We start from the raw sequence: 14,063 nt of genomic DNA, 5'->3' as shown, positions 1-14,063 counted from the left end.
CCCGCACATACGGCGAGGTCGGTCCTTTTTGCGAAGCATTTTCTGAGAGCGGCCTTAGCTTCGACGGACAAAGCATGCAGGCGGCAAAGGCGTTAAAAATTAAAAGCTGTTTGAGCAGCTTTAGCTGCGAGTTATTTTTAATTTAGCCTTTACGGCTGCAATGCTGTCCCCAAGAAGGTATAGCCGCAAAATGCCTTTTTGATTCCTTTTGCGGCATAGGGCAAAAGGAATGCAAGTGATCTTCGATCACGCGCAGTAACAACAGTTAATTAATAAGTATAATTTTAAAGAACACTTGCTGTACATTATTCTATCAACATAGAATTATACACAACTTACAATGCCATAAAATGCATATAATCAAAAAAACCTGACATACCTGACGACTCTACACATTTTTTTATTAGAGTTTTGTGCCTCTTTTCATTCTTGTTTTTAGCAATTATCTGAAGAATGGAATAACTATAGTATAGATAAATAATTATGAGTTAATTAAGCATCCTCCTGATAATTTTTTCTGTTTGCTCGTTATTTATTGTTACCTCGTTAAATATTGAAATAATATCCGACGAGGTTATTTTTTCAAAATCTTTCTGTTGCGGAATAATTATCAATCCACCCATATCGACAGATGCAGGACTGATAAGCAAATTATCGTTTCCTTCGGTATAATAACACGATGGGCGATGTTTGTCGCGAGGAAAAACAGCTATGCAAAATTTATTGCCTTTTTCGGTCCACGCTAATACATTAAGCATAGGTTCGTAGTCACCGCTTTCGACATCCAGACTTTCACAAATAAGTTTGAACATAGATTCGGCTTCTGTTTTTCCGGCTGATTTTATAAGAAAGAAATTCCGTAAATAATTTCTTACAACAGAAACAGTGCTTCCGTTATTTTCCCGAATAATTTCTTTCGGTATCATTTTTATATCTGTTGTTAAGGGTATGTCTTCAGCAGGTGCGGCCTGAAAATGCATATGATCGGGTGCCGAGGCTCCGCATTTGGGACCATTATAGAAAATTACGTACCCCGACATTGCTTCAGCAAACATAAGCATATCGGTAAAACGCCCGTTCTCGCATATCCATTGCTTTGTATGTATAATGGTGGGTATTGTAAAATGCCGCTTAAAAATGGGGTAGGGGTTTACCAATATTTTATAGCCTTCAAATTCAATACCTTTTTGTTCGGTTGGTAGGTTCTTCGTACAAAGGAAACAGGCTCTTTCCCGAATAGACTTAGAATCTGTTTTTGCCGATGACGAAGTAATACGTGCCGGATTAAACTGCACATTTACACTGAAATTATCGAAACGAAACTCCTTTAATTCTACTTTACTTAAAGCATCATAATTATCCCGTGCAAGTTTCCATTCGTTTGTCTGCGCAACAAAGAGGTCTTCGATTTTACTTAAACTACCCATTATCTTTTATTTTGGTTGATGCGGGCCTGAAGCTCCCATGTGCGGATGCGGTCTTTGTATGTATTATGTCCGTTTATCTTGGTAATATCTAAAGCAGCATCGGAGTTGCCTTCCCAACGGCGACACAGGTAAAGCACGTCGTATATACGTCCTATGCGGTGCTCGCGTGAAAAACGAAGACCTAACGCGTAATCTTCGCCATAACTTGTATTTGGCACTTTTATTTCGCGTAATAATGGTGTGAAAAATGCACGAGGCGCACCTAAACCGTTAATACGCAAAGCATTATTTCGTCCGTTGTCGGGAGTCCATTCTTTATGGTCTATTACTCCGGGTGGAATTGGGTTCATATCGAAATCGGTAAGCGCATAAGTTCCCACTACCATTGCACAATTTTGTGCATAAAAAGCCTCAACTATTTTCTGAAGAGTATCTTCGCCCGAATATATATCGTCGCTATCCAGTTGTATGGCGAATTTACCACATAAGGGATGAAACACTCCGGCATTCCAACATCCGCCTATACCCAAATCCTTATTCTCGGGAATAACATGTATCAGGCGGTTATCATGCGCAAATTCTTCAATTTTTTCGCTTGTTCCGTCTGTCGAATAATTATCCACCACTATAAGGTTGAATTTAAAACTTGTCTTTTGTTTCAGTACCGATTGTATGGCATCGGCTATGGTTTTTACACGATTACGGACAGGTATAATAACCGATGCTTCGTATTCGAAACTTTGCTTGTCGAAATCTATATCTTTAAATTTAGGTTGAAGATAACCTCCAATCTTTTTAAGATGATTGGTACATGCCTGTTCCATTTCAATTTGTACCGAACGGTTTTTAGGATCTACGTAGTCGAAATTCTTTTCTCCGCTTTTACGTGTGTCATTTTCTACTTCGGTATATAGGTATTCATTTATATGGACGAGGGGTAAGTTTTGCGAAACTTTCAGCCGTAAATCGTACAAACCGGCAAAATCGTAATTGGTATTCATTGCCGAAGCTGCTTTTTGTAAGGCTTCGGTTTTATATAACAAAACCGATCCGAAATCGAAATCGTCTCGTAAACTTCCTTGCTGATATGCAATAACAGGGTTGTTTACTCTTTCTCCGTTTTTTATCTTATGATAGTCGGCATAAACCATTCCTGCTTCCGCATCTGTTGCTATTTGTATCATGCGCTCAAATGCAAACATCCCGATGTTTAAACTGTCGTATTTAGTATATATGAGAGATAAATCTGTATCGGCTTTTGATGCTATTTCCTTTATTGCATGTGTAGAGAATATCGCCCCGACAACTAAAAGTTCGCAACCTGCTACAGAGGGCAATCCTTCGTTTTCGGCAAGTAAAAATATATTGTTTACAACTTCTGACTCTTTTAGTTGTTTTATAGTATTATATGCCTGTTCTTCGTTTCGGTAAGGGACGAAACAGTTTATTTGTTTATTCATATAGTTCAATTGCATTAATAATTTTTACTGAATTTATAAAGCTACAAATTTATAACGAAAGTTGCATGTTTTAACATCGTAACATATACATTACAATTTTGTGTTTTCAATTCAAACTGATAAATATTAGTTATGTTTAATAAATTATTTAAGAAAAAGGATATAAGTACCATTCTTAACGAAGCCAAAGATCACAATGGCGGACTTAAGCGTAATCTTACAGCTGCTAATCTTACAGCTCTTGGCATTGGGGCAATTGTGGGAACCGGTATTTTTGTAATAACAGGTCAGGCTGCTGCTGCTTATGCAGGGCCTGCGCTTACTATTTCGTTCATTATTTCAGCCTTGGGATGTGTTATGGCCGGGTTGTGCTATGCCGAGTTTGCAGCAATGATACCTGTTGCCGGAAGTGTATATTCGTACAGTTATACGACCAACGGCGAGCTTATGGCGTGGTTTATTGGTTGGATATTGATACTCGAATATCTGTTTGCCTGTTCCAGCGTTTCTGTCGGGTGGTCGGGTTATATGCTCAGTTTGTTAGATGAGTGGGGAATACATCTGTCGCCATTGTTATCGTATGCAACTTTCGATCATACGACTGAGGGGTGGGTAATGACAGGGAGTATTATCAATTTTCCGGCAGTATTTATTGTGGCCATTGTCTCGGCATTTCTAGTTGGAGGGATAAAGCAATCGGCATTTATTAATAACATAATTGTTGTAATTAAGGTAGGTGTAATATTGTTGTTTATTGCATTCGGAATTTCGTATGTCGATACAAGCAACTGGACTCCCTATATACCCGAAAATACTGGAAGCTTCGGCGAGTTTGGGTGGAGTGGCATTCTTCGTGGGGCAGGTGTGGTGTTTTATGCCTATCTGGGGTTTGATGCTTTATCGACAGCAGCGCAGGAAGCGCGTAATCCACAGAAGGATATGCCAAAGAGTATACTTATATCGTTGCTTATCTGCGCAATACTTTACATAGGAGTTACTACCGTATTAACAGGTATTGTCAACTATAAAGAGTTAAACGTTGCCGCACCTATAGCACTGGCTATCGACCATACAGGTGAAGGGTTGGCATGGCTTAGTCCATTGATTAAACTTGGAGCAATAGCAGGACTCAGTTCTGTAATATTGGTAATGATGCTGGGGCAATCGCGTATTTACTATGCAATATCGAAGGATGGGCTTTTACCCAAAGTTTTTTCGAAAGTGCATAGTAAAAACGGGGTACCGCACAATGCTACTATTTTTGCTTGTATAGTAACGGCCTTGTTCGCAGGCTTGTTTCCTCTGCATGTGCTTAGCGAGCTTGTTTCGATAGGCACGCTTATGGCATTTGCAATAGTATGCATATCGGTGCTTGTGCTACGTAAAACTCAACCCGACCTGAAACGTCCATTCAAAACACCGTTAGTTCCTTTTGTACCTTTGCTTGGAGCTGCAATTTGTGTAATACAAATGCTTGCTTTGCCGTGGAATACATGGTCGAGGCTCATTATATGGTCGGTAATCGGGCTTATTATTTATTTTACCTACGGAATAAAACACAGTAAACTGAATAATTAAACAATCTTCCTGTTTTTCTATATATCTATTATTCAAATGAATTTTTAAATTTTATTCAGAAAAAAAATGTAGTTTTGCACATTATAAAAAACAAACTTGACTTAAGAAAAAATAGATGTTATTTACTAGTTTTATATTTGTAGCACTAGTTATTGTTACTTTCTTCATATACTACTTTCCGAAGTGTTTAAAATATCAACCTCAGATACTTACCGTAGCAAGCTTTATATTTTACGCCTATAACGAACCAATATTATTATTTTTGCTACTATCTTCTATACTCATAAATAGTATAAGTAGCTATTATGTTACTTACGGAAAGCCTAAGTACAGAAAACTAATAGCAACAACCGGAGTTGTAGTGAATTTATTCCTGTTGGCATTTTTCAAATATACACCATTATTAGTTAATACTTTTGATTTATTAGGTACATCTGTCGGTGATTTTTTAGTAACAATACCATTGCCTATAGGTATATCATTCTTTACATTTCAAGGTATTAGTTTGTTAGTAGATACATACAAAGAGAACTATTTCAAAGCCAAGGATATTGTTCCTCCCTCCTTCTATGAACATGCGAAACAAACGTTTTTATTTATCTCTATATTCCCTCAATTAATAGCTGGACCAATTGTTAAGGCACACGAATTTTTACCTCAAATAAAAACAAAATACATAAAGGATATTGATTGGGAATTTTGTTTTAAGAACGTTTTATTAGGGTATTTTCTGAAAATGGTTATTGCTGACAACTTAAAAGACTATACGTTTATAATAACATATCCGCATTTCGAAGGATATCACTCCGTTGCCCTGTTAGTTACATTACTGGGCTATTCTTGCCAGATATTTGCAGACTTTGCCGGATATTCGCTAATAGCCATTGGGCTGTCTGCTACCTTTGGTTACAAACTAAGAGATAACTTTAATTTTCCTTATATATCTACTAGCTTTAAAGAGTTTTGGAAAAGATGGCATATATCCCTCTCTTCTTTTCTTATGGAATATCTCTATATTCCTTTAGGTGGAAACAGAAAAGGAAGAATCAGAACATATTTCAACCTTTTTATCACGATGTTGCTCGGAGGATTATGGCATGGGGCAGCATGGAGCTATGTTATATGGGGAGGATTTCATGGTTTGGCATTGTGTATCGAACGCGTATTTATGAACATGCGAAAATCGAAACCTACTTTTAATGGTTTCTGGATGAAGAACTTTAAAAGAATACTTATTTTTACATTTGTTTCTTTCGCATGGTTGCTGTTTAAATTACCGGAATTTAATCATGTAATTAAGTTTTTTCAAACAGTATTATCAAGATCGGAAGTACCGATTAATGTCAACTTATGCTCAAGGATATTGATGTTTTGTCTGCCCATATTTATTTATCACATGTTTTATCTTCTGAAAAAATATCCGATCTTCAATAAGATAAAAAGATTTGAATATGTTTTTTATGCAATTATGTTATTTTTGATTTGTACAAGTAGCGGTTCGGCAGGTGCATTTATTTATTTTCAGTTCTAAAATATGATTAAAAAAACCATCATACTATTTATTTGCCTGTTTAGTGTATGGACAGTATATCTTATCCTCTTTAATAAGGATATGAGCTTTTTACCACATCAAAGGCTGGAAAATACAACTAAAGCTCAGTCTTTTATGTACGATAAACAAGACGACATAAACAGTGTTATTGTAGGCTCATCCTTATCTTGTATGATAAACGATATTTCCGGCATTTATAATTTGGCTTTTGCCAGACAATCTTCTGCAGATGGAATTAATATGGTATTGCATGAAAACCGTAAAAATATAAAAACAGTATTTATTGAAAATAATCTTCTTCCCGCCAGAAGCGACAAAACTTTTTTTAACGACTTATACTCTACAATTCCCTATCAACTCAAAAAAAATATTGTAAGTTTCAGAGATGGAAAGCAATTTATATCAATGGTTGGACATTATTGGGGGATAGCCAGCAATGATGTATATAATATCTTCAGAGACAAACTTGAACTAATGCTTAAAGATGAAGCTCCTGACAGAACTCCTGCAATTCCTACAACAAGTATAAATATTGAGGAAGAAGATATTGACGAAATTCAAGATACAATAGGTTACGAAGCGAAGCCGGGAATAGATATGGGTCTTTTCAATAGAATGATAGAAAAGAGATACAATGAGTTGTCTGTTCCGTACACAGCTGAAGAAATCGACAAATTAAAAGAATCATTCAAAGAGACAAAAGAGTTAGTGGAAGAACTTGAGAAGAAAGGAATCAAAGTTGTGTTTCTCGAAATGCCCATCAATAACAAATTAGTGAATACGGCTAGAAAGAATCGTCATAGAGAACTTGTGAAAGAGGTATTTTCCCCATCCAAGTATGATTATATTGAATTACCTCCTAACTATAAGACTTATTTCACGACTGATGGAATACATCTCACGCATAAGGAAGCAATACGTTATACAAAATATTTCAAGAAAAAAGTAGAAGAACTCTCTTCAGAATAAAAATAACCTATAATACATATTATAGGTTATTTTCTTATGGAACAGGAAATTGTGTTGTTATTAGCTTTCAAATTTGTATATTGGCATGGTAGATGTACCGAAAACCTTTAATGACTGCGTTTAAATCAAATGATTACAACAATGAATAGAACAAAGAAAAAGCTTGTATATCCAACGAAAAATCGGAAAGTATTCCGTTTTTTTCTCTTTTTTTTATCAAAAATTTGAAAGATGTTTTTCGACCAGTTCGGCGCATTGGCGCACATACTCTACGCAGGGTTTCTTTTTTTTGTCTTCGGGCAAACCCGGAACCAGGGCGAGTAACTCTTTGCATATTATCGAGCCATTTTCGGCTTTGAATTCGTTTGCCAATAACTGTACTGTATCGTAATTAACCTTTTTTCCTTCTTTATCTTTTGGTTTATTTGTTCCGTTGTACAAGCCAGCAAGCATTGTCATGCCCGACACGGCTCCGCATACTTCGCGCATACCACCAATGCCTCCTCCAAATGAACAGGATAGCTTAAGGGCTGTGTCTTTATCTAAATTAAATACATCTGCATAGGCCACAAATACCGATTGCGAACAGTTATAGCCTTCCTTAAATAATCCGACAGCTTTTTCTACTCTGTTTTCCACGTTATTTTATCATTGATGTTAATAATTCAGGGACATCAAGTTCCCCACATTTTACAGATTCTAATTTTTTATGTCCCGATTGGGTTAAAATGAAATACATCTGACGCTTATCATCTGTTCCAACAATACGTTCTATAAGCCCTTTACTTTCTACCGACTTGATGACTTTCGATGTATTCGATTTGCTCAATCCTAACAAGCCAGCCAACTCATTCGACGAGTATCTTTGCTCACTCAGTATGCATAACAGCATGCCCTCGTTGAGGCACATGTTGTGCGATTGCTGAAGTTTTATTTCAAATTCGTATATTGCCCTGTATATATCCCTAATCTGGCATAATGTGTTTATCTGTATGTTATTCACGTCATTCATTGTTGTGCATGAATTTGTGTCCGACTTATTTACCTAACAGAATATCGTCAATTGCTCTTTTTAAATCAGGCTTTGGAACCGCGCCCTGCGCCATCTGAGGTTGTTTACCATCCATTGGGATAAACAATAGGCTGGGAATGCTTCTTATGCCAAACAAAGCAGCTAATTCTTGTTGTTCTTCGGTGTTTATTTTATAAATGTAAACTTGTCCGTCATATTCGGTAGCCAGTTCTTCCAATACCGGAGCAATTGCTTTACATGGACCGCACCAATCGGCATAGAAATCTATTAGTGCAGGCTTATCGCCTAAATATTTCCACTCGTTTGGATTTGTTTCGTAATTAGCTACTTTTTCTAAAAAATCGGTTTTTGTTAATTGAATTGTTTTCATATTGCTATTTTGTTTTTTAATTGATTGTTTTTGACCTTTGTCCTCTTTAGTTTGGCTCGAAATCGTGGTAAAACCCATGATTGTTAGTGCCAATAATAGAATTTTTCTCTTCATTTAATTCTTTCTTTTAAATAAGCTTACAATAAACACTCCTATTATTGTTCCCCATACTATGCTGAAAGTAGGAGTAGCTTTTAATGGGCATGCTCCGCTTAGGCAACCTACGTAATACCAATAAAGATATCCTCCCAGTCCCCCGATAAAAGCACCAAGCGCGTATAACCAATTACTTCTTATTATTTTCTTCAACGTTTCCATTCTTCTTAAATATGTAAGTTTATGGTTTTATAAATATTTCAATACAAAGATACGAAATTGTTTTCCATTAGAAAATATTTCCTATAGAATGTGTCGATAATTAATAAAAGTCATTTATCGAACAAAACAGAAATATGTAAATAAATTTATTCCCATCTAAAACGTTGAAGTTTAAATAAATTGAATTAATTTTGCATCTTCGAATAAACCGAGGCTAGTTGTAGAGTCTCATAAAAATAGAAACGAAATGATAAAAGTTACATTTCCCGACGGTAACGTAAGGGAATATTCTAAGGGTACTACTGCTTTACAAGTTGCCGAAAGTATTAGCCAGCGTTTGGCTCAGGATGTTTTGGCAGCAAAAGTGAATGGTGATGTTTGGGATTTAACCCGTCCCATTGAAGAAAATTCAACTATAAATCTGTTGAAGTGGGAAGACGATGATGCTAAACATGCATATTGGCACTCATCGGCTCACCTTATGGCCGAGGCTGTGCAGGAATTGTATCCACACGCAAAGTTCGGTATAGGGCCGGCTATCGAAAACGGATTTTATTACGATATAGATTTTGGTGATACGCCTGTGAAAGATGCCGATTTTCCGAAAATCGAAGCTAAGATGATGGAGCTAATAGCCAAAAAAGAAGAGATAAAACGCCAAAATATTTCGAAAGCCGATGCTTTGAAGATGTTTGGCGATCGTCACGAAGAATATAAAGTGGAGCTGATAAGCGAGCTTGAAGATGGTACTATTTCGACCTACACACAGGGTAGTTTTACCGATCTTTGCCGTGGACCTCACTTGCCTAATACATCGTATATAAAGGCAGTAAAAATACTTAGTGCCGCAGGTGCTTATTGGCGTGGAGATGAAAAGCGCAAGCAATTGACACGTCTTTACGGAATAACATTTCCGAAGAAGAAAATGCTTGATGAGTATTTGATAATGTTGGAGGAAGCGAAAAAGCGCGACCACCGCAAAATAGGGAAAGAACTCGAATTGTTTGCTTTTTCTCAGAATGTAGGAGCCGGGTTGCCATTATGGCTACCCCGTGGAACGCAATTACGCCTGAAGCTGGAAGATTTTTTGAAGAAAATACAAAAACGTTTCGATTACGAACAGGTAATGACTCCACATATAGGTAACAAACAATTGTATGTAATATCGGGGCATTATGCAAAATATGGGAAGGATTCGTTTCAACCAATTCATACTCCCGAAGAAGGAGAAGAGTATTTGTTGAAACCAATGAATTGCCCGCATCACTGCGAGATTTACAAGATAACCCCACGCTCGTATAAAGATTTGCCGTTACGTCTTGCCGAGTTTGGAACTGTATATCGTTATGAACAAAGTGGGGAGCTTCATGGTTTAACACGTGTAAGAGGTTTTACTCAGGACGATGCGCATATATTCTGTACGCCCGATCAGCTGAAAACAGAGTTTCTGAAAGTAATGGATATTATTTTCATTATATTCAAAGCACTCGATTTCGAAAACTTTGAGGCGCAAATATCGTTACGCGATCCCGAAAACCGCGAAAAATACATTGGAAGCGACGAAAATTGGGAAAAAGCCGAAAGAGCAATTATTGAGGCTTGTCAGGAAAAAGGGCTTCCCGCTCGTATTGAGCTTGGCGAAGCTGCATTTTATGGACCGAAACTCGACTTTATGATAAAGGATGCTCTTGGTCGTCGTTGGCAATTAGGAACAATTCAGGTAGATTATAATTTGCCCGAACGTTTCGAATTGGAATATACCGGTGCCGATAATCAAAAGCATCGTCCGGTTATGATTCACCGTGCGCCTTTTGGGTCGATGGAACGTTTTATTGCCGTGCTTATTGAGCATACAGCAGGTAAATTCCCGTTATGGCTAACACCCGATCAGGTGGTTATTTTGCCTATCAGCGAAAAGTATAACGATTATGCATACCGTGTAGCGGCTTACCTTAAACAACAGGATATTCGTGCGCAGGTTGATGACCGTAACGAGAAAATAGGACGTAAAATTCGTGATAACGAGTTGAAACGTATTCCATATTTGCTGGTTGTAGGCGAGAAAGAAGCAGAAACAGAAGAAGTTTCGGTAAGAAAACAGGGTGAAGGTGATAAAGGTTCGATGAAATTTATTAACTTTGCGGCTCAATTGTCGGAAGAGGTTGAGAGAATGATGAATGCTTGGGAGCATAACACCAATGTATAACGCTGAAATTAAACAATTTAAAAAGAAAAATAAACAGAAAACGCCAATCATTTTTGAATGAGGAACAACAGGTTTAATAACAACAGAAAAAAAGAAGAGCTACATAGAATAAACGAAAATATCAGGGTACCCGAAGTTCGTTTAGTTGGAGAGAATGTAGAACAAGGTGTTTATCCCATCAGTAAAGCGCTCGAACTTGCCGATAATTTAGGTTTGGACTTGATAGAAATATCGCCAAATGCCGAACCGCCAGTTTGTAGAGTCGCTGACTATCAGAAGTTTCTTTATCAACAAAAAAAGAAACAGAAAGAGCAAAAGGCAAAAGCTGTTAAAGTTGTGGTAAAGGAGATCCGTTTTGGACCTCAAACCGATGATCATGACTTTAACTTTAAATTGAAACATGCTAAAAGTTTCCTTGAAGAAGGCTCAAAGGTAAAAGCCTATGTATTCTTTAAAGGACGTTCGATACTGTTTAAAGAGCAGGGAGAAGTGTTACTTCTTCGTTTTGCTACCGAATTGGAAGATTATGCGAAAGTAGATCAGTTGCCTCAACTCGAAGGTAAGAAAATGATTATTATGCTTTCTCCTAAGAAGATGCCAACCAAGGTTGTAAAACCAACAAAAACAGTAGATAAGAAAGATAACGCCACTGTTGAAACAGAACAGGAGGATAACGAAAGTGAAGATTAAGTACTTGGGTAGAAATACCCGGGTGTTAGTTTAAATAATTAAATAAAGTAAGAAAATGCCAAAAATGAAGACTAATTCCGGTGCCAAAAAGAGGTTCGCCCTTACCGGATCAGGAAAAATCAAAAGAAAACATGCTTTCAAAAGTCACATTTTGACTAAGAAAACTAAAAAGCAAAAAAGAAATCTTACACACACAACTACAGTAAGTAAGGTTGACGAAAGAGCAGTAAAACAATTGTTAGCTCTTAAATAATACAGCTTTTTAGAACAACGTTTCTTTTAACAGATTTATTAACCGGATGTATGCTCAAAAGAGTTCAACGATGAACCGCTAACATTCAAAATCATTTTACAAAATGCCAAGATCAGTAAATCATGTTGCGTCACGCAACCGCAGAAAAAAAGTATTAAAATTAACAAAAGGTTACTACGGAGCCCGCAAAAATGTTTGGACAGTTGCCAAAAACACTTGGGAAAAAGGTCTTACTTATGCATTTCGCGACCGTCGTGCCAAAAAACGTAACTTCCGTGCACTTTGGATACAACGTATCAATGCTGCTGCACGTTTAGAAGGAATGTCTTACTCTCGCCTTATGGGAGCGCTTCACAAAAACGGAATCGAGATTAATCGCAAAGTTCTTGCCGACCTTGCAGCAAATCACCCCGAAGCTTTCAAAGCGATTGTAGATAAAGTAAAATAAGAAATTAGTTTTTTATCTATAAAAATAGGGTTGCCAATTACGGCAACCCTATTTTTGTGTGTATATATTATTACTGTTTTAAGAATCTGAAAGTAGATATTTCTCCTTGTTTCTGTATTTTAGCAATATAAATTGCTCCGTTAGGTAAATATTCAACCGATGTGGGTTGATTTTCTTGAACTAATACCGATTGCAGTAATTTTCCATTCATATCGAATAAGCTTATGCTAGCCCCGTTTTCAATACCACTAACCACAATTTCTTGTGTTGCGGCATTGTATCGGAAATCTATATTATTTGATAAGGTCTCGTTGCCTATAGATGAGAAGTCTTCTCCGACAATGTTGTAAAACTCCTTCCATACCTCGGCTTTACGATATGCCTCTTCCGATCCTGTAGGAACGTGAAGGATGCAAGTAGATTTATCTACAAAATCGAAAGCATAAGCACCCACACTTATAGGTTCTTTTATTGCAACATAAATATTCTTTAATGAAGTACAAGAAAGGAAAGCCTTTTCGCCTATACTTGTTACACTTTCGGGGATAGAGGCACTAGTTAAGCTAATACATCCTGCAAAAGTAAGCTCTTCAATACTTGTTACATTTTTAGGGATAACAATAGATGTTAGTTTTTCACAATGACCGAAAGCATATGCTCCAATGTTGGTTATACTTTCGGGGATAGTTATTGAAGTAAAAGAACAATAAAAGAACGCAGACGATCCAATGTTGGTGACTCCTTCGGGAATAACAATCGAGGTCAATTTTTGGTTATTGGTAAAAGCGCTTGAGCTTATATTGACTACGCTTTCGGGAATAAGATAGGAGTTTTCAAGTTTTCCTGCCGGGTAAGAAATAAGAGTTGTATAATCTTTTGAAAACAGAACTCCATTGCTTGACGAATAATTAGTATTTCCAATTTCAACTATAATAGAAGTTAAGCTTTCGCATCCTCCAAAAACATATGCTCCAATGTTTGTTGTACTTTTTGGGATTGTTATTGAGTTTAAATTTAGGCAGTTATGAAAAGCACTTGTTCCGATATCAGTTACACCTTCGGGGATAGTTACTGTTGTTAACCGACAATAATAAAAAGCATTCTCTTCGATGTTTGTTACGCTTTCAGGGATAAGATAGGAGTTTTCAAGTTTTCCTGCCGGGTAAGAAATAAGAGTTGTATAATCTTTCGAAAACAGAACCCCATTGCTTGACGAATAATTAGTATTTCCAAATTCAACTATAATAGAAGGGAGGCTTTGGCATCCTCCAAAAGCATATGCTCCAATGTTTGTTACGCTTTTGGGGATGATAATAGAAGAAGACAGGCTTGTGCAATTTCCAAAAGCACTTGTTCCGATATCAGTTACTCCATCAGGGATAGTAATAGAAGTCAGTTTGAAACAAAAAGCAAAAGTATATGCCTCAATACTGGACAAACTTTCGGGAATCGTAACAGACTCTAGATTGATGCAGCCATAAAAAGCATACGCTCCAATGTTTGTTACACTTTGAGGAATAATTACTGAAGTTAGATCGGTATAATAATAAAAAGCACTACTCCGAATACTAGTTACTCCTGGTTCGAGAATAACATGTTTTATAGAACTCGCATAAGTATACCACGGAGTGCTAGAGTAATAAGGTATTTCTCCCTCCCCACTAATAGTAAGAGTGCCATCTTCCAGTTTCCACGTGAGGTTATCGCCACAGATTCCGCTCTGTGCCATGGATGCGAAACTGAAGAGTAAGAATAAAAG

The 14,063-nt window shown here is 37.0% G+C and carries 14 protein-coding genes; 7 read left to right on the top strand and 7 right to left on the bottom strand.

Annotated elements, in window-relative coordinates:
• Positions 1-488: 488 nt before the first annotated feature.
• Both D0T53_RS12675 and D0T53_RS12670 read right to left on the bottom strand, forming a co-directional pair.
• Positions 489-1,427, bottom strand: coding sequence for a DUF4922 domain-containing protein (locus tag D0T53_RS12675; RefSeq protein WP_163268475.1), 939 nt, complete (start codon positions 1,425-1,427; stop codon positions 489-491).
• Positions 1,427-2,887, bottom strand: a complete 1,461-nt coding sequence (locus tag D0T53_RS12670; protein WP_163268473.1) for a glycosyltransferase family 2 protein — start codon at positions 2,885-2,887, stop codon at positions 1,427-1,429. Before D0T53_RS12670 ends, D0T53_RS12675 begins: the two co-directional genes overlap by 1 nt.
• A 132-nt stretch (positions 2,888-3,019) precedes the next feature.
• Here D0T53_RS12670 and D0T53_RS12665 point away from each other — a divergent pair, with 132 nt between their 5' ends.
• The 3 genes from D0T53_RS12665 to D0T53_RS12655 all read left to right on the top strand — a co-directional run bounded on the left by D0T53_RS12665 (position 3,020) and on the right by D0T53_RS12655 (position 6,986).
• On the top strand, positions 3,020-4,465 hold the full coding sequence (locus tag D0T53_RS12665; RefSeq protein ID WP_163268471.1) for an amino acid permease: 1,446 nt from the start codon (positions 3,020-3,022) through the stop codon (positions 4,463-4,465).
• 115 nt (positions 4,466-4,580) lie between these two features.
• Complete coding sequence (locus D0T53_RS12660; RefSeq protein ID WP_163268470.1) at positions 4,581-5,996, top strand: MBOAT family protein; 1,416 nt, start codon at positions 4,581-4,583, stop codon at positions 5,994-5,996.
• 3 nt (positions 5,997-5,999) lie between these two features.
• Positions 6,000-6,986 (top strand): hypothetical protein, encoded by a 987-nt coding sequence (locus D0T53_RS12655; RefSeq protein WP_163268468.1) that lies wholly within the window; start codon positions 6,000-6,002, stop codon positions 6,984-6,986.
• 216 nt (positions 6,987-7,202) lie between these two features.
• On the opposite strand, the gene D0T53_RS12650 is transcribed toward D0T53_RS12655, so the two are convergent.
• Genes D0T53_RS12650 through D0T53_RS12635 form a run of 4 tightly spaced genes read right to left on the bottom strand, consistent with a single transcriptional unit; the run spans position 7,203 to position 8,707 of the window.
• Positions 7,203-7,625: a C-GCAxxG-C-C family protein gene (locus D0T53_RS12650; RefSeq protein WP_163268466.1), complete on the bottom strand. Its 423-nt coding sequence runs from the start codon at positions 7,623-7,625 to the stop codon at positions 7,203-7,205.
• Position 7,626: 1 nt separating this feature from the next.
• Positions 7,627-7,974 (bottom strand): winged helix DNA-binding protein, encoded by a 348-nt coding sequence (locus D0T53_RS12645; RefSeq protein WP_185153003.1) that lies wholly within the window; start codon positions 7,972-7,974, stop codon positions 7,627-7,629.
• 49 nt (positions 7,975-8,023) lie between these two features.
• Positions 8,024-8,467: a thioredoxin gene (trxA, locus tag D0T53_RS12640; protein ID WP_370457832.1), complete on the bottom strand. Its 444-nt coding sequence runs from the start codon at positions 8,465-8,467 to the stop codon at positions 8,024-8,026.
• 36 nt (positions 8,468-8,503) lie between these two features.
• The gene (locus D0T53_RS12635) at positions 8,504-8,707 is read right to left on the bottom strand and encodes a hypothetical protein (protein WP_163268460.1); all 204 of its coding nucleotides are present in this window, start codon (positions 8,705-8,707) and stop codon (positions 8,504-8,506) included.
• A 247-nt stretch (positions 8,708-8,954) separates the two neighbouring features.
• On the opposite strand from D0T53_RS12635, the gene thrS reads away from it, so the two are divergent.
• From thrS to rplT, 4 genes are all read left to right on the top strand, one after another.
• Positions 8,955-10,913 carry a threonine--tRNA ligase gene (gene thrS, locus D0T53_RS12630; RefSeq protein WP_163268458.1) on the top strand — a complete coding sequence of 653 codons (1,959 nt, stop codon included), beginning with the start codon at positions 8,955-8,957 and terminating at the stop codon, positions 10,911-10,913.
• 57 nt (positions 10,914-10,970) lie between these two features.
• Complete coding sequence (gene infC / locus D0T53_RS12625) at positions 10,971-11,603, top strand: translation initiation factor IF-3 (protein WP_163268457.1); 633 nt, start codon at positions 10,971-10,973, stop codon at positions 11,601-11,603.
• A 55-nt stretch (positions 11,604-11,658) separates the two neighbouring features.
• The gene (gene rpmI, locus D0T53_RS12620) at positions 11,659-11,856 is read left to right on the top strand and encodes a 50S ribosomal protein L35 (protein WP_163268455.1); all 198 of its coding nucleotides are present in this window, start codon (positions 11,659-11,661) and stop codon (positions 11,854-11,856) included.
• A gap of 103 nt (positions 11,857-11,959) precedes the next feature.
• The gene (gene rplT, locus D0T53_RS12615; protein WP_163268453.1) at positions 11,960-12,304 is read left to right on the top strand and encodes a 50S ribosomal protein L20; all 345 of its coding nucleotides are present in this window, start codon (positions 11,960-11,962) and stop codon (positions 12,302-12,304) included.
• 70 nt (positions 12,305-12,374) lie between these two features.
• On the opposite strand, the gene D0T53_RS12610 is transcribed toward rplT, so the two are convergent.
• Complete coding sequence (locus D0T53_RS12610) at positions 12,375-14,033, bottom strand: leucine-rich repeat domain-containing protein (RefSeq protein WP_163268451.1); 1,659 nt, start codon at positions 14,031-14,033, stop codon at positions 12,375-12,377.
• Positions 14,034-14,063: the final 30 nt, after the last annotated feature.

Origin of the sequence: Dysgonomonas sp. 216, assembly GCF_010501065.1 — a bacterium.
Taxonomy (GTDB): Bacteria; Bacteroidota; Bacteroidia; order Bacteroidales; family Dysgonomonadaceae; genus QVMM01.
Note: the sequence above shows the minus strand (reverse complement) of the source record. Positions and strands in the feature narration are given on the sequence as shown.

What these genes read in the sequence shown, in the direction of transcription:
- D0T53_RS12655 (WP_163268468.1), top strand. Translation starts at nt 6,000, where the DNA reads ATGATTAAAAAAACCATCATACTATTTATTTGCCTGTTTAGTGTATGG.
- thrS (WP_163268458.1), top strand. Translation starts at nt 8,955, where the DNA reads ATGATAAAAGTTACATTTCCCGACGGTAACGTAAGGGAATATTCTAAG.
- D0T53_RS12670 (WP_163268473.1), bottom strand. Translation starts at nt 2,887, where the DNA reads ATGAATAAACAAATAAACTGTTTCGTCCCTTACCGAAACGAAGAACAG.
- D0T53_RS12675 (WP_163268475.1), bottom strand. Translation starts at nt 1,427, where the DNA reads ATGGGTAGTTTAAGTAAAATCGAAGACCTCTTTGTTGCGCAGACAAAC.
- rpmI (WP_163268455.1), top strand. Translation starts at nt 11,659, where the DNA reads ATGCCAAAAATGAAGACTAATTCCGGTGCCAAAAAGAGGTTCGCCCTT.
- D0T53_RS12660 (WP_163268470.1), top strand. Translation starts at nt 4,581, where the DNA reads ATGTTATTTACTAGTTTTATATTTGTAGCACTAGTTATTGTTACTTTC.
- infC (WP_163268457.1), top strand. Translation starts at nt 10,971, where the DNA reads ATGAGGAACAACAGGTTTAATAACAACAGAAAAAAAGAAGAGCTACAT.
- trxA (WP_370457832.1), bottom strand. Translation starts at nt 8,467, where the DNA reads ATGGGTTTTACCACGATTTCGAGCCAAACTAAAGAGGACAAAGGTCAA.
- D0T53_RS12665 (WP_163268471.1), top strand. Translation starts at nt 3,020, where the DNA reads ATGTTTAATAAATTATTTAAGAAAAAGGATATAAGTACCATTCTTAAC.
- D0T53_RS12610 (WP_163268451.1), bottom strand. Translation starts at nt 14,033, where the DNA reads ATGGCACAGAGCGGAATCTGTGGCGATAACCTCACGTGGAAACTGGAA.
- rplT (WP_163268453.1), top strand. Translation starts at nt 11,960, where the DNA reads ATGCCAAGATCAGTAAATCATGTTGCGTCACGCAACCGCAGAAAAAAA.
- D0T53_RS12635 (WP_163268460.1), bottom strand. Translation starts at nt 8,707, where the DNA reads ATGGAAACGTTGAAGAAAATAATAAGAAGTAATTGGTTATACGCGCTT.